Here is a 21,267-nt window from a genome sequence, read left to right as displayed (position 1 = left end):
GTGCCAAGCCGCAAGGCTCAGCTCGCTTCCTGAAAATCCATCTCCGGCGGTTGCCGACGGAAGCCCCCGGTGAGCACCGCCAGGTACACCACGCCGATCGCCAGCCAGCTCAAACCCAGATACACCGCCAGATGATCAAGGCTGACCATCAGCCACAAATCCGCCACCAGCCCGATAAACGGGAAAACCAGAAACAGCACCAGCTCACGCGGGCCTTTTTTCTCGCCGCCGATCCAGTAATGGAAGATCACCGAGAGGTTGACCAGGCTGAACGCCAGGAAAGCGCCGAAGTTAATGAACGAGGTCGAGGTGGTCACGTCGAGTTTCAGCGCCAGCAACGCCACCACGGCGCACAGCAGGATGCTGTTGACCGGTGTGCCGAAGCGCGCGTGCAAGGTGCCAAAGAATGACTTCGGCAACACGCCGTCGCGGCCCATGGCGAACAGCAACCGCGAACCACTGGCCTGCGCCGACAGCCCCGAGGCGAACTGGCCGACAATCAGACCGATCAGAAAGATCGACACAAACAGATCACCGCCAATGTTGCGCGCGATTTCATAGGCGGCCGAGTCGACACTGTCGAACTGGAACGAGGGGTGCGCAATCTGCACGAAGTACGAAACGCCGACGAAGATCAGCCCGCCGATCAGCGTGATCAACATGATCGCTCGCGGAATGGTGCGGCGTGGGTCGCGGGTTTCTTCGGTCAACGTACTGACCGCGTCGAAGCCGAGAAACGAATAGCAGGCAATCGCCGCACCGCTCATGATCAGCGGCATTTGCATGTCGCCGTTGAAGAACGGCTTGATCGACCACAACGGTGTGCCCGCATCGCCACCGATGTAGTGCACGCACAACGCGACGAAGGCGATCAACACTAGAAACTGCACCAGCATCAGCAAGGCGTTGATGCCGTTGGCCAGTTTCAGACCGATGATGTTGATTGCGCTGGTGATGCCGATGAACGCCAGCACCCAGATCCATTGCGGGATCGACGGGAATGCCGAGGCCAGATATGCCGCGCCGATCAGCCAGATCGCCATCGGCAGAAACAGGTAATCGAGCAAGACTGCCCAACCGGCGATGAAGCCGAGTTTCGGGCTGATCGCCTTGCGCACGTAACTGTAAGCGGAACCGGCGACCGGGAACGCGGCGGCCATGCGGCCGTAGCTCATCGCCGTGAAGAACATCGCGATCAGCGCCGCCAGATACGCGGCAGGGACCATGCCGGCGGTGGACTGAGCGAGGATGCCAAAGGTGCCGAGGACAATGATCGGCGTCATGTAGGCGATGCCGAACAGCACCACCGACCCTAATGAAAGGGTGCGTTGCAAACGAGCCATGGGCGACTTACTCCGAATTTTATTGGATTTATGGCAGAGCCGAGTTCGGCGAATGTTTCGGGTGTGGCTGATCGTTCCCACGCTCTGCGTGGGAATGCCTCAATGGACGCTCTTGGGACGCGGAGCGTCCCGGGCTGCATTCCCACGCAGAGCGTGGGAACGATCGGGTAAAACCTGAGTTCGACCCGTTGCTTCTGGTCGGCGTACCTCGAACAATCAACTCGGTCGGTTCCCTCTCCCTATGGGCGGTCCGACGTTTCGGGAGGGCTAGGGTGAGGGCAGCGGTCAACGGCGTGGAATCAACAATTCACGAACACCATCGCCGCGCTCCACCACCTCCCCCGGCAACTTCAACCGCTGATCATCCAGATAGCGGTAATCCCTGCGCGCAATCTCCAATCGTGCGAAATCCAGCTCAACGCTGAATGTCCCTTCTTCGCGCCCGGCCTCGAACAACAGCGCCCCCAGCGGATCGACCAGCGCGCTGCCGCCGGCGAACATCAAGCCGTCGTCCCCCGCCTCCACGCGATTGACCATCAGCGCAAACGCCTGATTCTCCTGGGCGCGGGCCATGATCGCGGTGCGGTGAGTCGGCGCGTACGGGTCCATGTTGCCGTTGGTCACGATCAACAGTTCGGCACCGAGTTGCGCCAAGGCACGGGCCGACTCCGGAAACTCGATGTCGTAGCAAATCAGCAAGCCAACGCGCACACCGTTCCACTCGCACGTGGCGTAGCGGTCGCCGGCCTCGAACACACCGCGATCCGACGCCCACAAGTGCGTCTTGCGGTATTTCAGGGCGATGCCTGCAGGGGTGATCAGCAGCGTGGTGTTGTAGAAGCGACCGTGGTCGTTCTCGGCCATGCCGATCACCACGGCGATCTTGCGTTCGCGCGCGGCGGCCAGCACCGCGCTGACGGTCGGGCCATCGAGGGGCTCGGCGGTTTGCGCGACGGTCTCGGCCGTCGGGAAGCCCATCAAGTGGGTTTCGGGGAACACGATCAGTTGCGTGTCGGGCGCACACGCGGCAATCGCGGCGAGGGCGCGTTCGAGGTTGTAGGCCGTGGCATTGTCACGGCCCGCCAGTTGCGCGAGTTCGACTTTCATGGGAATTCCTTGTTATGTGCAGCGGGCGCGGAAAGATTGCCCGGTGGCTGTCTGTGGGCCAGTATGCGCAGCAAGCGAGCGGCCAGGGAATTACGCGGCCGGGGTAACCCGATAGGGGTAGATCGATGACACTTTCGTTTGATGACATCACCTGGCACCGTGCCGTCGGGCAACTGATCGATGCGCTGGACAAGCCGAATTTCTGGGCACAACTGGTGCGTTTGCTCGACCAATACGTGCCGTTCGATAGCTGGGTGGTGCTGCTGTTCAGCGCCGATCAACACCCGCAAGTCTTCGCCGAATGCCCGGGCGCAGACGGCAACCCTGACCCGTTGTTCCAGGATTACCTGCGCGGTCTGTACCTGCTCGATCCCTTCTACATCGCCTGCCGCGAGCAAACGCGCACCGGTCTGTATCGCCTGTCCGAGGTCGCACCGGAGCATTTCGAACTGACCGAGTATTACCAGCGATACTTTCGTCTGAATGTCGTGGCCGACGAAATCCAGTTCAATTGTCAGCTCGAAGGCGATCGCACGTTGTGTCTGTCACTGGGCAGTGAAAAACGTTTCACTGGCGAACAGATCGCCTTGCTGTCATTGATCCAGCCTTGGGTGCTGGGCCTGCTGCGCCAACGACTACCCTATGAGATCAACGAAACCGTGGCCCTCGCTGCCGCCCCTGTCCGGGCAGACTGGCGGGTACAACTGGAGGCCTCGGTGCAGCAACTCAAAGGTGCGCAACTGACCGCTCGCGAGCTGGATGTAGGGCGCTTGATGCTCAGCGGTTGCTCCAGTAAAGAAATCGCCCGTAAGCTGGAAATCTCCGTAGAAACCGTGAAAGTCCATAAGAAACACATGTACAGCAAGCTGGGGATCAAATCCCAGTCCGAGCTGTTTTCGATTTTTCTTCAGGCGCAAAACGCCTGATCGTTTGGTGAAGTTTCTTTATGTAGGAGTGAGCCTGCTCGCGATAGCGTCGGGTCAGTCAAATCATTTGTAGCTGATATACCGCTATCGCGAGCAGGCTCACTCCTACAGGGGAATGTGTTTATCCCTCAATCTTCGCTGATTATTCCGAGTCCGAACCAAGGAAACCGTATGAGCCTGTCACTCCTGAGCCGCTACGCCTTCTTTGCCGTCTGCGTGATTTTTACCCTCGCCAGCCTGCCTTTCCTCGAACATGACTGGCTTTGGCCGATCACCGCCGTCACTGGCGTACTGAGCCTGATCGGTCTGTTCGACCTGCTGCAAAGCCCCCACGCGGTGCGCCGCAATTACCCGATCCTCGGCAATATCCGTTATCTGGTCGAAGGCATCCGCCCGGAGATCCGCCAGTACCTGCTGGAATCCGACAGCGATGCCCTGCCCTTCTCCCGCGCGCAGCGTTCGCTGGTGTATTCGCGAGCGAAAAACGAAACCGCCGACAAACCGTTCGGCACGCTGATCGATGTCTATCAATCCGGTTTCGAATTCATCGGCCACTCGATGCGCCCGGCGCCGCTGAGCGACCCGAGCAGCTTCCGCGTCACTGTCGGCGGCCCACAGTGCAGCCAGCCGTACTCGGCGTCGGTGTTCAACATCTCGGCGATGAGCTTCGGCTCGCTCAGCGCCAACGCCATTCGAGCACTCAATCAAGGCGCAAAACTCGGCAACTTCGCCCACGATACCGGCGAAGGCAGCATCAGCCCGTATCACCGCGAACACGGCGGCGACCTGACCTGGGAACTGGGCAGCGGCTACTTCGGTTGCCGCACCAGCGATGGCCGTTTCGACCCGGAACGCTTCGCCACCCAAGCACAGAATCCGCAAGTGCGGATGATCGAAATCAAGATGAGCCAGGGCGCCAAACCTGGCCACGGCGGGATCCTGCCCAAACACAAGGTCACCAAGGAAATCGCTGAGACTCGCGGCATCATGATGGGCGAGGACTGCGTGTCGCCATCACGCCACAGCGCGTTTTCCACGCCCATCGAAATGATGCAGTTCATCCAGCAACTGCGTGAACTGTCCGGCGGCAAACCGGTGGGCTTCAAGTTCTGTCTCGGCCATCCGTGGGAGTTCATGGGCATCGCCAAAGCCATGCTGGAAACCGGCATCCTCCCGGACTTCATCGTCGTCGATGGCAAGGAAGGCGGCACCGGCGCCGCACCGGTCGAGTTCACCGACCACATCGGCGTGCCGATGCGCGAAGGCCTGCTGTTTGTGCACAACACGCTGGTCGGCCTGAACCTGCGCGACAAGATCAAACTCGGCGCCAGCGGCAAGATCGTCAGCGCCTTCGACATCGCCAGCGTACTGGCCATCGGCGCCGACTGGGCCAACTCCGCACGTGGCTTCATGTTCGCCATCGGTTGCATCCAGTCGCAAAGCTGCCACACCAACAAATGCCCGACCGGCGTCGCCACTCAGGATGCTCTGCGTCAGCGCGCACTGGTGGTGCCGGACAAGGCACAACGCGTCTTCAACTTCCACCGCAATACCTTGAAGGCTTTGGCGGAAATGCTCGCAGCGGCCGGGCTGGAACAGCCATCACAACTATCGGCCAAGCATCTGGTGCGGCGCATGTCAGCGACCGAGATCAAACTGTTCTCGCAGTTGCACGTGTTCCTGAAACCGGGGGAATTGCTCACCGGCGAAGTGAACGGCGAGTTCTATTCGCGGATGTGGCAGATGGCGCGGGCGGACAGTTTTGAGCCGCAGGAAGTCGCGGCCGCGTAACGGCCAATGCGCCAGTCTGCGCAACGGACTGGCGCGTTACTGCTGATTTTGGCGCAACAAGACAACCCGGAAATACAGGTAGCCCGCCAATAGATTGAGCAGCGTGAAAGACGCCACGGTGACCAATCCATGCCAGTGCTGCGCATCGGCAAGCAAACCGATGGCAAAACTCACCCCGCCCATCCCGCCGATAAACAATAGATAACCAAGCACCGACGTATTGCGCTCGAAGGTATACAGCACATTCACGTAAAACGAGAACGCCGCGGCCACGCAAAACGCGGCGAAATTACTGGCAGCCTGCGTCAGCCCCGCGGCGGTGCACAGGACAAAAAATATTTGCCAGTGAATCAGTCCATCGGCGAGGCCGATCACAGTCAATGCAGAGAATCCTTTCATCTCGGTTCCTTGCCAAAGCCGTTTTTGGCGAACAGCCAACCTAGGTCATCACGCGCTGGCGGTCTACTGTCAGAAATTACAGGTCAAGGGTCAATTACGACGAATGGTCAGCACTTCACCCCATGGCGGTTATGTATCGCCGGGCTACGACAGTGCCAACAAAAAAGCCCCGATCTCGCGACCGGGGCTTTGCTTTTTCAGCTTATGTAACTTACGAAGCCGAACGCGCCGCCACTTGCGATACGTTGCGCGGTTGCAACTTGAACACATAGAACAACACGGTCAGCAGCACCAGGAACGCCGGGCCCACATACAGCGCTACGCGGGTGTCGGGGAAGTACGCCATCAGGCCGACCACCAGCACCAGGAATGCCAGCGCAAAGTACGAGCTGACCGGGTACAGCCACATCTTGTACTTGAGGCCGGCACGTTCGCTGGCGCTCAGGCCTTGGCGGAATTTCAGTTGCGCCAGCAGGATCATCACCCAAGTCCAGATCGCGCCGAAGGTGGCAATCGAGGTCACCCAGACGAAGACTTTTTCCGGCACCAGATAGTTGAGCATTACGCCCAAGAGCAACACCGCAATCGACAGCAACAGCGCACGACGCGGCACGCCGTTATTCGAGGTCTTGGCAAAACCGGCCGGCGCCTGGCCATTCTGCGCCAGGCTGTAGAGCATGCGCCCGGTGCTGAAGATGCCACCGTTGCACGACGACAACGCTGCGGTGATTACCACGAAGTTGATGATGCCGGCGGCGGTCTTGATACCCAGACGTTCGAAGGTCATCACGAACGGGCTGCCTTGAGTGCCGATTTCGTTCCACGGGTAGATCGACAGAATCACGAACAGCGCGCCGACGTAGAACAGCAGAATCCGCCAGAACACCGAGCCGATCGCATCGGGAATGGTCTTCTGCGGGTTCTTCGCTTCACCGGCGGTCAGGCCGATCATCTCGACACCGAGGTAGGCGAACATGACCATTTGCAGGGACATCAGCACGCCGGTCACGCCGTTGGGCATGAAGCCGCCGTGGGCCCACAGGTTGGAAATGCCCAGTGCCACGCCGTCATTGCCGAAACCGAAAGCGATGATACCGACGCCGCCGATGACCATGGCGATGATCGTGACGATCTTGATCAGGGCAAACCAGAACTCGAATTCACCGAAGGCCTTTACCGCGATCAGGTTGATCGAACCCATGCTGATCAACGCCGCGAGGGCCCAGATCCAGCGCGGCACATCGGGAAACCAGATGCCCATGTACACGGCCACCGCGGTGATTTCCGCGACGCAGGTCACCAGCCACAGGAACCAGTAGTTCCAGCCAGTGAGGAAGCCTGCCAAAGGACCGAGATAGTCTTGTGCGTAGCGGCTGAACGATCCGGCGACCGGGTTGTGCACGGCCATCTCGCCGAGGGCGCGCATGATCACCAGGATCGCCAGACCACCGAGAATGTAGGACAGCATGATCGCCGGGCCGGCCATTTCGATGGCCTTGGCCGAACCTAAAAACAGACCGACGCCGATACAGGCACCGAGCGCCATCAGGCGAATATGCCTTTCGCCGAGTTCGCGTTTGAGCGGACCGCCCTGAGCGGTGTCGCCGTGAGGCAGGTGATTGCCAACGGGCATAGGGGTGCAACCTCGTCTTGTTATTGGATATGACCACCGAGTGTCGAAGCGTCGGCCGATAAGCCTTGGCGTGCATGAAACCGCGCCTGCTTCGTGGGCAGACGCGTCTTGCAGGGCAACCTGAAAGATCAGCGGGGCGTCAGTATAAAAACCTTGATGCAGGTCTTTTCACTCTATAAACCACAAGATTCAGCGGGAGTTGTCGCGAAACACCCAGCAGACCCAGCGGATCAACTGGCCAGCGTAGGAAAACTCGCCACCGAAAATGGCGGCGAGTATTGCACAAGGAGGGTGCAGCGTCTTTTCTTCGTGTGCTTTTTACCGAAGGCGTCGGGCGTTACGCCGCGTTGCCTTGTCGCGTTCGGGAGGCCACCGCAGTCACGCTTTTGGACCCCGTTGCGATGACTTTCTCACCGGAATACACCTTGACCTGTCGGGTGCTTCCCTCGAACCAACCCGCCTCCTTTCGGGAATAGGAAGCCATCTCCGGTGCACCGCGCTGCGACTGATAATGAAGCACCCACTCCTGCGCAACCCGGTCGTATTTCATGTAGGCAAATGCCGTCAGGACCATGTAGGCATTGCCTTGGTCATCGTTCAGCAAACCGTATTCCGGAAATTCCATAGCGGTGCTCAGCCCCCACCCATGCTCATGGGCAGGCAAATCATTGTATTGAGCCGCTTCGCGGCCAGCCTCGACATGACGCACACGTAAAACAGTCTCACTCATTTGATCCACGACCCATGAGCATCCACCGAAGGTGGGTGTGAAAACATGATCGGGTTCGCCCCATCCCGGATGCACAGGAATATCCACATAACCTCCCTGAGGCGCCCAGTACCCGTGCACGGCATCGTTCTGGCCGGGCAACTCGCCTGCCGCCAGATCGATAAACTTGATGGCATTGAACTCCCCTTGCGACGTCGAGGCGTGGGTCAAACGCTCCATCGCAAACATCATTTTCCCGCCGCCTGGCTTGTAATTGATCTGCGAAGCAATATCGAACGGGTGTGTAGCCGTGGAATATTGCGCGGTTTGCGGATTGAACAGCCCGCCATTTATCGAAACATTGGCAAACTCCGGTGCCGACAGCGCCGCGTGGATATTGGCGGGTCTGACGGAAAACGGGACGAGCTTGAATTCCCCCCAATCGTAGGACAGATGCCGTACGTCCTTGAGCGTCACGACCTCAAGGCGCGGCTCCCACAGGCCATTGGGCAAAGGCTCGCGGTGGAAAGGCGGGCGCACCCAGACCGGCCTGCCCGAGGCGTCTGGCGGCGCTTCGCTGATGAGGTCCGGCGCAGTAAACTCATCGGTGACATTGCCGCCGAACAACGACTGCGGTTGCCACTGATCCGGCGCGACTTGCCGGTATCGGCGAGGCGCAAGTTCGTTGAAACCGGAATCGACGAGGATGACGTCGACGACCTGCGCATTGAGGGTGAAATCATTCTTGACGCGATACACCGCGACCTTGCCTCGCTCGTCAATGTTACGAATATAACGGCGTTGCCCGTCGGCGCTTTGCAAGATGCCTTTGCCTGCCGGGCTGAGGCGGGCCACTTCGACAGGCCTCACGGCAGAGCGCCGAAATACCCTGTTACTGAAACCGGCCGGCGTCGGTGCGACCGATGTCGAAGGGCGCGCCAGTGCAGGCTGCCACTCGCCTGCGCCGTCCTGCTCAACGATCGGCTGATAAGCCTGCGGCTTGCTCGGGTGAGCAATTCTTGATTGACCGGTGGCCGGTTCGATGACTTTCTCGAAGACGCCATCCTCGACCCTGACAAAGTGTTTGCCAGCTATCTCGAATTGATTTTGTGGATCCGGCTTCAAGTCCGCCAAGGACACTTCGCTTCGATAAGGTGCGAGGTCAGGCTTCCACAAACGCTTCTGCCCACCGGGCGTTTCAATCGGCGTGAACTCCGAATGTATGCCGGCCAACAACGGCAGCGTCGCGACACCCATGCCGATATTTTCCAGCACGTCGGTAATGTGCTCCCAGCCGGCTTCCTTATCCCCCTTGCTGAGTTCTTCAAGCCCTTCCAGCACTTCGTCCATCAACTGCACCGCCGAAACACCGAGCATGACCATTCCCAACGGCGGCACGGCAAAAGACAGCACATTCAGTGCGGCCAGGCCGACCTCAAGGGATATCGCGAGCAACGATTGTTCATCGCGTGCATCGGCATCGGCGTTGGAGACAGCGGCATCGCGAGCGTCGCGGAAAATCCGCTGGTTGAATTCCCGGTGCAATGTTGTCCAGATGTCATAGTGCTGGACCCAGGGATCGCCCGATGGGTCCAACACCCGCAGTTGCAGAAGAAAATCGGGGTCATGCTTTTGCCGACGGGCCTCATGATCCCAGAGCCGTGGTTTGCCTGACGCGGTCGGCACCTCTTCGGTAAAGCTGTAGAAGAACGTCGAACGATCCTTGTAGCGCATGAAACGGCTGAAAAATTGTTGATAGGTCGTTGGGGCCTTGGGCGACTCATCGTCAGCGCGACGCACGAATTGTTCGATCAATCGGGCCTTGAGCTCCGTCAGTGTCGCGTAGTGCTTTACGGGATGATCAGGATCGTCGGGAATGTACGCGATGAAATCGTTTTTGGCGTAACCGTCAACGGTCGGCAGCAAGTCGTCGAGAATGCTTTCATCGTCCGGATCGGCGATCTCGAAAATGATACAGCTGTGCACTGGCAACTCATTGAAGCTCAAACTGCGATACCACAGTGGCTTACCGTCAACATGGACAAGTTTCTCGCCACGAATAGTCGACATCAACGCGTCGAAATGCGTTTGGCGAATATCACGCTTGCATAACGCGATGTAACTTGCGGCTTTCAATGCCGCTTTCTGATAATCCACGAACAGTCCATTCAGTGTTTCCCGTGCGTTGCCATCATCCCAGTCAAGTGCCCTATTCAAATGTGCCTGATATTGTTTCCCGAGGTCGAGCGCCCGGCATAACTCAAGGAACTCGTGAACATCAAGCCCGACATTGTCGACCCTGCCTGGTGCTGTTATGTAGCAATCCGGTTTGAAAAAAAACATCGTCTTTTTTTCCGCCGAATGGTTATGCAGCGCAGCATCAAGCAGCGTAGCGGGTTGAACTTGCGACGTATGAAAGTCGCTTTTCCCAGACAGATCCACCCGTACCCGGGTAACGTCCAGATCCAGGCCAAACCTCGCCTTGATGGCTTTCGTCAGCACGGGGGCGGCAAACTCATGGGGTGTTTCTACTGCGGCCATGGCGTTATTCAGCACGGTGTGCGCGGTGACACTTTGTTCCATCAAGGACCGTGCTTTGTCACGTTGCTCCAGCGAGGCCTTTTTCAGCCACTGAGGAACATCGGCATCAAAACCCTTGAACATCTCCAGGTTTTCTTTTGACATATTCAACAGCGGCAAAGGCGTTGCAGCCTTAACAACATCTCTATGCTCGGCCATGCTGAAAAGCTGATTTCGAGACTCAATCATGACTTCATCCTTGATAATTAAAGTTGAGGCGTGAGTTAACCTCAAAGTATTCAACAGACAAAGCCCCTGAGTACTACCGAATTTTAGCAATTTCCACTTATACAAATAACCGACCGAATAAAACTGCACACTTAACGTTTTGAAATACGGGCTCTCAAAGAACACTGTTACTCGAACGGCTCTTGACGGACCTCGTTCTGGCTTGGCGCCCCACGCGCGGCCGCACATTTTTTTCACCATCGCCAACCACCGTCTAAGCTTCAGACAAGTCCGATCAATCTGCGTGAATGGATCAATCGACTATGGGCGCTTTGTGGCAAACCGATTCGAGTAAAGCCGTGGTTCCGACTGAACGTGTGGATGAAGCGCCTGACCCTGGAAAACCACGCCGTCATCGGCATGGCTGGAAGGCTTTCTGGTTGTTGCTGGTGATTATCGCGATTGTGCTGGGGCTGGCCGCGTCCAAGGAAATGCGCACCTCGCGTTTTCAGTCGCGGGAGCTCAGCCAGTACGCTGCTTCGCTGACCTACACCCTCGAACCCGGCCCCAGTGAAGCGATACGGTATCCGGGCAATGGGCCGTTCGATCTGCGCCTGGGTTACAGCTCCCTCGATGAATTCCTGCCGCGCCTGCTCAAACGCAACTATGTCGTTACCGAGCAGACGCGTTTTTCGCCGGCGCTGCTCAGCTACACCGACAAAGGCCTGTTCGTGCCATATTCGGAGAAGATTCAAGCCGGCTTATCGATCACCGATTGCCGCGCCGCGCCGCTGTACAAGTACAACTATCCGCAACAACTGTACGCCGATTTCGCAGCCATTCCGCCGGTGGTGGTCAGCAGCCTGTTGTTCATCGAAAACCGTTTCCTGCTCGACCCGAAACAACCCTTGGCCAACCCGGCGGTTGACTGGCCGCGCTTCGGCATGGCGGCATGGTCGCAAGTGGCGAAATTGCTGCACCTGCCCGGCCAGTCGGCGGGCGGCAGTACGCTGGCCACGCAATTGGAAAAGTACCGGCATTCACCGGATGGCCTGACGGTGTCCGGCGCCGAGAAGCTGCGGCAGATGATGTCCGCCAGCGTGCGCGCCTATCAGCCCGGACCGCAAACCCTGGGAGCACGGCAGAATATCGTGCGCGATTACCTCAACAGCGTGCCGCTCTCGGCAGTGCCGGGGCATGGTGAAGTGCATGGCATGGCGGAAGGGTTGCGCGTCTGGTACGGCAGCGACTTCAACAAGGCCAACGAACAACTGAACAGTCCGGCCACCGATCCGAAAACCATGGCCGACAAAGGCCTGGCCCTGCGCGAGATGCTCTCGCTGATGATCGCCCAACGCCGCCCCTCGTATTATCTGACCAAGGGCCGCGAGGAACTCACTGATCTCACCGACAGCCATTTGCGCCTGCTCAAACAGAACGCTGTGATCGATAGCGCATTGGCCGATGCCGCCCTCGCGAGCAAAGTCAGCTACCGCGACTGGCAGACCCAGCCGACCCTCCAGCCCATCGAAACCAACAAGGGCATCAGCGCCGCCCGCAGTCGTCTGGCGAGCATGCTCAACCGGCCGCTGTACGACCTCGACCGCCTCGACCTCTCGGCCACCAGCACCCTGCAGGGCGACCTGCAAACCCAGGCCACCGCGTACCTGAAAAAACTCGCTGACCCGGCTTACGCCGCGCAAATCGGCCTGCTCGGTGAGCGTTTGCTGACGCCCACCAGCACTACGCAAGTGCGTTACAGCTTCACCCTCTTCGAACTGACCCCGGACGGTTCCCGCGTGCGGGTGCAGACCGACAGCACCGACCAGCCCTTCGACATCAACGAGGGCAGCAAGCTCGAACTCGGCTCAACGGCCAAGATGCGCGTGCTCACCACTTACCTGCAAATCATCGCCGAACTGCACGACAAGTACGGCGCCATGAGCGTGCCGGAACTGAAAAAAGTCGACGTCCCCGATCAGGATCGCTTGAGCCAATGGGTGATCGATTACCTGATCCAGAACAAGGATCACGACCTGTCGAAGATGCTCGGCGCAGCACTGGATCGCAAGTATTCGGCCAGCCCCGGCGAGGCATTTTTCACCGGTGGCGGTTTGCACGTGTTCCACAACTTCCGCAACGAAGACAACGGCCGCATGCCGACCCTGCGCGATGCCCTGCGCGAGTCGATCAACCTGCCGTTCATTCGGCTGATGCGCGATCTGGTGCGTTACACCACCTACTCCGGCCCCAACAACAGTGCCGAATTACTCAAGGATGATCGTGACCCACGCCGCCAGGAATACCTGGCCAACTTCGCCGACCGCGAAGGCACCTCGTTTCAGCTCAAGTTCTGGAAAAAGTACAAGAACAAAGACACTCAGGCGCGTCTCGACACCTTCCTCGACAGCATGCGCCCGACGCCGATCCGCATGGCCGCCGTGCATCGCTACCTGCTGCCCGATGCCAGTCAGGCAGACTTCAACACGTTCGTGCGCTCACACCTCAAAGGCGCCAAGCTCACGGAAAAACTCACCGATGATCGCCTGATCCGGCTTTACGATTCCTACGGTCCCGGCAGTTACGATTTGCCCGATCAAGGCTTCATCGCCAAGGTACACCCGCTGGACTTGTGGATGATGGGCTATCTGTTGAACCACCCGGACGCGACCTTCAGCGAGATCGTCAAGGCCAGCCATTTCGAACGTCAGGAAGTCTACAGCTGGCTGTTCAAGAGCAAGCACAAGGGCGCCCGCGACAGTCGTATTCGCACCATGCTCGAGATCGAGGCGTTTCTCGATATTCACCAGCGCTGGCAGAAAGTCGGTTATCCGTTCGACCATCTGGTGCCGTCGCTGGCCACCGCGATTGGCAGCTCCGGCGATCGCCCCGCCGCACTCGCCGAATTGATCGGGACCATCCTCAATGACGGCGTGCGCATGCCGACACTGCGCATCGACAGCCTGCATTTCGCCGCCGGCACCCCGTACGAAACGCAACTGGTCAACGACCCGCATGTCGGCAAACGGGTGATGCCATCCGAAGTCGCCACGGCCATGCGCGAGGCATTGTCGCAAGTGGTCGACGCCGGTACGGCAAAACGTGTTTCCGGCAGTTTCAAACTGGCGGATGGCAGCCCACTGGCCATGGGTGGCAAAACCGGGACCGGCGACAACCGCATCGAGGCCATCGGTTCGGGGGGACGCATCCTCAGTTCGAAGTCGATCAACCGTACGGCGACCTTCGTGTTCTACATCGGCGATCACCATTTCGGCACCCTCACCGCGTTCGTGCCGGGGCGCTCGGCAGAGAACTTCAAGTTCACCTCGGCCCTGCCCGTGCAGGTGCTCAAGGGCATGGCGCCGATTCTCACGCCGTATCTGCAACCGGGCAGCGACTCGCAATGCAAGCCGATGCAGACTGCCAGCGTGGCGATGCTTGAAGCGCCCCTCCCTACAGCGAGGTAACAATTCGTGTCAGGCTTTTCTGCATCAGGGTGACGTTTTTTCGCTGTAGCGGGTGGTACTTATGTATTTTTCAGATTCGAATTTTCGTCGGGTTCGCCCGCCGCAGTGCCGTTTGCCTCCCGATCTTTGAACTTTTGTTTTGCCCCGCCGTGAGTAGGCTGATCATTCCTCAACAATCAAGGATGATTGGCCATGACACTCCCTTCCCTGCCTGTCGCAATCACGGAAAAAGGGCAGCATTACGACTTCATCAAGGCAAACGTCAACGACGCGTTCAAGGGCGCCACCGTCAACCGGGCCCAGGCGCTGGCAGCCACGCCACTGGAGATCCAGCCCTGGTTTACCACGGCTCCCGCCGCGTATCTGGACAAGCTCGCCGCCGCCAACCTCACGGCCTGGAACTCGCAGAATCAGGTTGATCATCTGCTGGCCAGAATCGATCTCTACGCTTTCGCCGAACCCTTGCTCAAGGCGAAAATCAGAGAACGTCATGGCATCGAGCCTGACCTCAAAACCACTTACCTGCGTCTGTACATTCCCGCCGAACAACCCTGGTACAACATCAACGTTTACAAGGGCGCCGTTACGCGCACAGTGTCGTTGCTCGACGCCGCACTGCATAACTTCGCCAGCAGTGAAACGGTCGGGTACGGTTCGGACTACATCAGCAAGCCCGACGAGCGCGGCCTGTTCGATGTGCTGGCGATCAAACAGCAAATGCCCATCAGCGAGTTCCAGGCGTTGTGCCGTGATCTGGACATCGGCGGGCAATACAAAAGGCATCTGGAACGCTATCTGCTGCCCGGCGAACCCGTCGCCGAAAGCGTTCTGCAGCACAAGGTCAACACCAGCCAGAAAGACGCCCTCGCCGTCGCCGCGCACCTGGCCCTGATCAAGGACGAGATCCCTTACGACGCCTACAAAATGGTGCTCAACCTGACCGAGGGCAAATCGCCGTTGCTGCTCAACGGCCACTCGATCCGTTGCAGCGATCTGAAACTGCTCGGCACCCGGCTGACCGGTGTGTTGCTGTTATTGCACGGCACCCGGGACAGTCGGGGCGTGCGCCGCCTGATCGTCTACATCCCGCATGATCCGGATCACCCGCTCAAGGAATACGACTCGCTCAAGGCGTTCAGGGATGAACTGACACGACAGCTGCGTGAGGACAAACTCTGCGCCTCGACCGGCCAGACCTACCGTCAGTTCTTCAGCCAGTTTGTCGACCAGCAGCAACGCGGGCACTTTTTTGCTGAACTCAGACAACGCCTGTTCATCGTCAGGTATACCCCCCGCGAGGACGGCACCGATCAGCGCCCACCCTGGGACGAGGTGGCCGTGGAGAACCCCAATCTGGAGTTCAAGAACCAGCCCTTGCAAGGCGATTACTGGCGCCATGCCTACCAGCAGAAACTCAACAAGATTCTCAACGATGCCCGGGAAATCGCCGTCTCCACCGCCGACACCGACAGCAAGGCGCGCTGGGCGTGGTGGGACAATTTCAAGAAGATCTTTTCGGATATTTTCAATGCGGCGCTGTTGATCGCCACACCGTTCGTGCCGGGCTTGGGCGAAGTGATGATGGCGTACACCGCCTATCAATTGACCACTGATGTCATCGAAGGCGTGGTCGATCTCGCCGAGGGCTTGTGGCAGGAAGCCGTCGGGCACGTGATCAGCGTGGTCAGCGACGTCATTCAACTGGCGACGTTCGCAGCGGGCGCGCAGATTGGCGAGGTCTTCAAGGTCAAGCTGTCGACGCTGGTCGACAACATGAAAGCGGTCAAGCTGCCCGATGGCCAAGCCAGTCTGTGGCATCCGGATCTGGCCCCTTATGCACGCCAGGAACTGACCCTCTCCGCCGATTCGAAACCCGACTCGCAGGGTTTGCATGACTACGGCAAGGAAAAGATCCTGTCGCTGGAGGGGCAGTTGTACAGCGTCGAAAAAGCCTCATCCGCCGCGCACTCCAAAACCCACCGCATCAAACACCCGAACCGCACCAACGCTTACCGCCCGAAGATCGAACACAACGGCCACGGCGCCTGGCTGCATGAAGCGGAAACCCCAAAAGACTGGACGGATGCCACATTGATGCGCCGACTGGGCCACCGTGCCGAACGGTTCTCCCCCACGGAGCTGGAGCAGATCCGCATCAGCAGCGGCACCGATCACGACATGCTGCGCCAGATGCATGTGCAAAACAGCCCGCCGCCACCGCTGCTGGCCGACACGCTCAAACGCGCCAGCGCTTACGACGATGTGCGTGTGGCCACCACCGACATCCGTGAAGGCCGGCCGATCGACCCGCAAGCGGTGTGGCTGGAACCGCTGCTGACCGGCTTGCCGGGCTGGCCTTCCAGCAAAGCGCTGGAGGTTTACGCCGATGCCAGCCTGACCGGCTATTCGCACAAGTATGGCAACCCGCAGGCCGCGCCCGCGGCGACCTTGAGCATCAGCCTCGCTGACCTCAACGCCGGCAGACTGCCGGAGCGCGTGCTGGATTTTCTCGCCGAGGACGATCTCAAGCAGTTGCTCGGCAGCGATGTCGCCCGTAACGAACGCGTCAGCGCACTGCGCAGTCGCCTCGCGGACGCTGTCGATGAGCGCCGCAGTGCCGTGGCCGACCGCATGTACCAGGCCACCGAACAATCCGGCAAGGTCGATTTGCGCGTGGTCAGGCGGACCTTCCCGGAACTGCCACTGCCGCTGGCGGAAAAACTTGTGGCGCAGGCCTCACCCGCTGAGCTGCAGCGTATCGCTGATGAAAACCGCCTGCCATTGCGCCTCAAGACCCAGGCCCGCGAGCTGAATTTCGAAGCCACTGCCGTGCGCGCCTACGACGGTTTTTACCGCGACGAATCGATGACCGCCGACACCGAACGGCTCGCGCTCAACACCTTGCGCGTGCAGACCGGCACCTTCGGCGATCTGCGTATCGAAGTCCGCGACGGCAGCTATGACGGGCCATTGCGTTGCAGCGCTGGCCCCGAGGACCCGACCAGCGTCAGGCGGCTGATCCGTGACGAGCATGGCCGCTACGAAGTGCTCGACGCCAACAACCGTTCGCTGCACGCCGCCAGCGACTTCTACGAAGCGATTCTGCAGGCCGTCCCGGCCGAAACGCTGTCGAGCGTTGGCTATCAGCGAGGTCAGGGGCGCGCGCTCAAACTGTGGATCATGGAGCAATCGGCCGAACCTGCCGAGCGTCGAGCCGTACTGGCCGAACCGCCGATTCGAGCGGTGGCGAGTATCGAAACCGAAACGCTGGTGCGTGGCTGGCCACGCTGGCTGCGCGGCTCGACTCCAGCAGAGCGCATCAGTGAACTCTACCCGCGAATGCGCGCAAATGACGTGCAGCGATTCATCGAAAAGCTGCGCATTGATGGCGATCCCGTCGAAGGCATCGAGCGTCTGGAGAAAGAACGCCAGCATTTGCGGGAAACGCTACAGGATTGGCGCCACACTTACCCTGATGAGTTGCAACCTTCCGGAGAATTTGCGCCGGGCGTCAATATGGATTTCACGCTAAACGGCGGACAGCGCGTCAGAGACCAATTGATCGCGTGCTTCGAACGCCGAAGCGAAATACCTGGCGAACGCGGCCCGTTCCCCGAACAGGGCTACACCCTGGATCTGTCTTCGGAGTTTGTGAACGGCGATCTACTGCGCTGGTGGCGCGATTTGCGCAAGCAACCCGGCATGCGGCAACACCTTGATCAAATCACCGCGCTTCGACTGGACAACCGGTATCTGTCTAGCCACGCGGATGAGCTGCTCGGCAGCTTCCCCAAGTTACGCCAGTTGAGCGCCCGCCAATGCGGATTAACAGATGTTCCTGCCAGCCTCGGGCAAATGCGTCATCTGGAGGAACTGGACCTGACGGACAACCGCATCCGCATGACGGCACAAGCGAGCGAACGTCTGGGTGGCTTGATCCGCCTCCAGGCGCTCAACCTCAATGGCAATCCATTGCACGAACCGCCCAATGTCGCTGGCATGTACCGCTTGCGCTCACTGAGCCTCGCCAAGACCGGCATAGAGACATGGCCCGAAGGCTTGTTCAAAGTCGGCAATGTCGATAAACACAGGCCGCGCGGTTTTATGCTCGATATGCGTTCGACGCCAATCAAAACGTTGCCCGAGGTCAAACCGGGTTCCGATCAGGCGTTCGTGCTCAGCCGCACGCGTTTCGATACAGCGAGGCTTTCGAATGAAGACCGGGTGCGGTTTGGCAACTACCGAGAGTCCACCGGTTTTGCCTTTCTGCAAGACTATTCGCGGGACGTCGCCGACGAGCTTCGTCATTGGCAAGAATTCGATAACGACGCGCAGATTTACAGCCCGTCGCAGGCACTCAGGCAGTATCGCGAAGAGTCCTGGCACGACCTGATGGATGAGCCTGATTCCGAGGGCTTTTTCAGCGTGATTCGCAAACAGCGCGAGAGCCGGGACTACCTCACCGGCGATGGACGCCGACAACTGACCCAGCGCGTCTGGGACATGATCGAAGCCGCGTCACTGGATGCGCAACTGCGTGAAAAACTGTTCAGGCAGGTCGTCTCGCCGGAAGATTGCGGGGACCTCGGCGCGCAACTGTTCAACTCGCTGGGCATCAAGGTTCTGGTGTCAAAAGCCTACGCTGCGCCAACCTCCAGCAAGGTACTGGACGAGACACTCGTGGGCTTGGCACGCAGCGCAGCCCGGTTGAAAAATGTCGGTGAAGAAGCCAAGGCCGAATTCAGCAGGCAAGAGCAACAACACCTGATCGACCCCGGCAATCCGGCCCCCGATGAAGTGGAAATCTATCTTGCGTTCGAGACCGGGCTGGCAGAAAAGCTGGAACTGCCCTGGCAATCTCAGGGCATGCTCTATGAACAGCGCTCTGGCGTGACGGCCAAACAAATCGACCGCGCCCACGACATGATCATGAACCGGGAGAAAGGCGACGGCCTGGTCAGTGCCATGATCGATCTGTCCCCCGACAACTTCTGGGAGGAGCATCTGCGCAAGACTCATCCGACGCAATACGAAACCAATGACCGTCTGTTCGAGGAAAAGCCCGGGCTGCTTGATGAGTTGCGCGAGGCCCAGGCGCAATGGGCCAATGCCACCCCCCAGACGCCGCTCAATCAGCTCGCACGGAAAATGGAAAGTCTGGCGAAACAACTGGGCATTCCCCAGGCCGATGTCTTCAGCGGAGAAGTCATGAGCCAGGGGCGCTACGACAAACTGCTCGATGACATCGGCTACGAGCGCAAAGAACTGTCACGACGTTTGACTCGAGAGGCGATGATCAACGCGGGACTCTGATGGCCAAAGACCGTCAATCGGTCAACCCGCATGGGCTGACCGAGTGGCACCGCGCCTAACCCGCTTCAGAATCCCAGATCACCGTGATATTGCCGCGATAGGGTTTGTCCGTGGCATTTTTGATCAGCCAGTCGGTGTCCTGCTCGCCGATCTCGAAGTGCAAGGTGCCCGGCTTGCGGTCGATGTAATGTCCGGGCTGGAAGGCGCCGGAAGATTCACGCCCCAACAGTTTGCGCCGTACCGGTTGGCCAGCGCTGTCGGTCAGGCCATTGGGCAGACTGACACTGACGGCCACCGGCCCGGCGACCCCCGACTCACGATCCATGATGGCGCAGCCCGAGCCCAAGCCTGGAGAGTGCTCGCATTCGAGCTTCATGGTGAATTTCGACGACGCCGAGATATGGAAGATCTGATCGCGAAAAAGCCGCGCAGGCTTGCGTCCACTGTCGAGCCAGCGCTGCCAGCCACCTTGAGGTTGCAGCGCAATGTGATTGCCCCCGGGCGGAATATCCACTTTCAGGGTGTGCTGCACATCCAGCACGAAATCCAGGGTCAGGCTGCTGTCATCCGGTTCGAACAGTTTGCCCATATCGAAATCGGCGCCGGGTCCCAGGCTATATGCCATTGAGCCGGTATAGCGCCCCGATGACATGTTCAACGGGTCGGGGGTTCGCAGCTCGTAGGCAAAATCCAGTTTGTCGAAATACATCGACGGAATATGGAAGGCCGGCACCTTGAAACAGTGAGTTTCTTCAGGGGTTTTCCAGAAAAACCGGAAATACTCCTCGCCATACTCACCGACGCCGCTGTAGCGACACGGGGCAGGAATTCCATGAACCCAGGTGTCTGTGGTCCATAGCCGCCGATGGCCTTCAAGGGCGTTGCTGCCGCCTGCCAACTGCTTGGCTGGAACGCTGAGGACATACCGGGAACCCATGCCGCTGATGCGCACTTCCAGCGTGTGCGTTTCCTGGGTCTGTTCGTTGGTCACCGTCAGGCGTCGCCAATTGGCCGGTGCCTTGACAGCCGCCCAGTCAAAGATCCCCACATAACGGGTGGAGTTGAAACGAATGGGCAACTCGATGCTGAACATCTGATAGCCGTTGCATTCCGCCGGATACGACGCGCAATAACCACTGTTCGGCGTTTTGTTGATGAAGGCATTCTTGTTTGGCTTGGAAGGGTCCGGTTGAAACAGCGCGCGGATTTCCTGATTGATCCCATGCGCCTCAGAAATGCTGAACGCTGCCAGCCATGCCAGCCAAATGTACCTTTTCATTATTCGTCCTGCCTCTGATGAGCCTGATCTGTGTTGTTTTCATTGCGCCCCCGGTGCCCGCGCGTTGAACAGCAACACCACGTTGCCGTTGTAATCCCCTGAGCGATAACCGCCGGCGGGTTCGATCGGTTCGATCTTCAACGCCACGCGTTTGCCGGTGGCGGCTTCCTCCTGCGAGAGCACTTGGCGCGGGATGATGTGCGAGCTCAATTCGACGCCATTGAAGGTGACCTGCAGCTCGATGATTTCGCCGGGGCGGCCATTTTCCAGGAACGGCTCGGACCCCAGGCGAGCCTCGATTGCGCTGCTGTCATGACGCACATCGAAATTTTTCTCCAGGCCGCCGAGGGTGGCGCGCGGGTAATCCCAGGCCAGCCGTTGCGGGCGGTGGATCCAGTCCGGCTCGGCCGGGATGATGTAGAACGGGCGACTGGGAATGGTCAGGGACACTTCGAAGGTGTGTTCTTCGCGCGCGGCCCACGCCCCGGCGCCGACCAGCGCGGTAGCGGCCAGCAATGCGCCGGCGATGGATTGCTTGATCATGTGGGTTAC

At 59.2% G+C, this 21,267-nt stretch carries 11 protein-coding genes; 4 read left to right on the top strand and 7 right to left on the bottom strand.

The window, feature by feature from the left end; all coding sequences use genetic code 11:
* Positions 1 to 17: 17 nt before the first annotated feature.
* Positions 18 to 1,343, bottom strand: a complete 1,326-nt coding sequence (locus tag ACWR1S_RS18635) for an APC family permease (RefSeq protein ID WP_454564513.1) — start codon at positions 1,341 to 1,343, stop codon at positions 18 to 20.
* A gap of 285 nt (positions 1,344 to 1,628) precedes the next feature.
* On the bottom strand, positions 1,629 to 2,450 hold the full coding sequence (locus tag ACWR1S_RS18630) for a carbon-nitrogen hydrolase family protein (RefSeq protein ID WP_454564512.1): 822 nt from the start codon (positions 2,448 to 2,450) through the stop codon (positions 1,629 to 1,631).
* Between the two features lie 125 nt (positions 2,451 to 2,575).
* Here ACWR1S_RS18630 and ACWR1S_RS18625 point away from each other — a divergent pair, with 125 nt between their 5' ends.
* Both ACWR1S_RS18625 and ACWR1S_RS18620 read left to right on the top strand, forming a co-directional pair.
* On the top strand, positions 2,576 to 3,376 hold the full coding sequence (locus ACWR1S_RS18625) for a response regulator transcription factor (RefSeq protein ID WP_454564511.1): 801 nt from the start codon (positions 2,576 to 2,578) through the stop codon (positions 3,374 to 3,376).
* Positions 3,377 to 3,547: 171 nt separating this feature from the next.
* The gene (locus ACWR1S_RS18620; RefSeq protein ID WP_077574386.1) at positions 3,548 to 5,167 is read left to right on the top strand and encodes an FMN-binding glutamate synthase family protein; all 1,620 of its coding nucleotides are present in this window, start codon (positions 3,548 to 3,550) and stop codon (positions 5,165 to 5,167) included.
* A 36-nt stretch (positions 5,168 to 5,203) separates the two neighbouring features.
* On the opposite strand, the gene ACWR1S_RS18615 is transcribed toward ACWR1S_RS18620, so the two are convergent.
* From ACWR1S_RS18615 to ACWR1S_RS18605, 3 genes are all read right to left on the bottom strand, one after another.
* Complete coding sequence (locus tag ACWR1S_RS18615; protein WP_141128480.1) at positions 5,204 to 5,566, bottom strand: polysaccharide synthesis protein GtrA; 363 nt, start codon at positions 5,564 to 5,566, stop codon at positions 5,204 to 5,206.
* Positions 5,567 to 5,777: 211 nt separating this feature from the next.
* Positions 5,778 to 7,199: an amino acid permease gene (locus ACWR1S_RS18610; protein WP_141128424.1), complete on the bottom strand. Its 1,422-nt coding sequence runs from the start codon at positions 7,197 to 7,199 to the stop codon at positions 5,778 to 5,780.
* 337 nt (positions 7,200 to 7,536) lie between these two features.
* On the bottom strand, positions 7,537 to 10,917 hold the full coding sequence (locus ACWR1S_RS18605) for a dermonecrotic toxin domain-containing protein (RefSeq protein ID WP_454564510.1): 3,381 nt from the start codon (positions 10,915 to 10,917) through the stop codon (positions 7,537 to 7,539).
* 62 nt (positions 10,918 to 10,979) lie between these two features.
* On the opposite strand from ACWR1S_RS18605, the gene ACWR1S_RS18600 reads away from it, so the two are divergent.
* Entirely contained in the window at positions 10,980 to 14,123 is a 3,144-nt protein-coding gene (locus ACWR1S_RS18600; RefSeq protein WP_454564509.1) for a transglycosylase domain-containing protein, read from the top strand.
* A gap of 192 nt (positions 14,124 to 14,315) precedes the next feature.
* Positions 14,316 to 19,436: a dermonecrotic toxin domain-containing protein gene (locus tag ACWR1S_RS18595; RefSeq protein ID WP_454564508.1), complete on the top strand. Its 5,121-nt coding sequence runs from the start codon at positions 14,316 to 14,318 to the stop codon at positions 19,434 to 19,436.
* Between the two features lie 55 nt (positions 19,437 to 19,491).
* On the opposite strand, the gene ACWR1S_RS18590 is transcribed toward ACWR1S_RS18595, so the two are convergent.
* On the bottom strand, positions 19,492 to 20,715 hold the full coding sequence (locus ACWR1S_RS18590; protein ID WP_454564507.1) for a hypothetical protein: 1,224 nt from the start codon (positions 20,713 to 20,715) through the stop codon (positions 19,492 to 19,494).
* 39 nt (positions 20,716 to 20,754) lie between these two features.
* Positions 20,755 to 21,258 carry a CS1 type fimbrial major subunit gene (locus tag ACWR1S_RS18585; protein WP_454564506.1) on the bottom strand — a complete coding sequence of 168 codons (504 nt, stop codon included), beginning with the start codon at positions 21,256 to 21,258 and terminating at the stop codon, positions 20,755 to 20,757.
* Between the last annotated feature and the right edge of the window lie 9 nt (positions 21,259 to 21,267).

The sequence above is a fragment of the Pseudomonas sp. AIG genome (assembly GCF_977020205.1).
The sequence above is the reverse complement of the archived record's forward strand: the minus strand, read 5'-3'. Positions and strand labels throughout refer to the sequence as shown.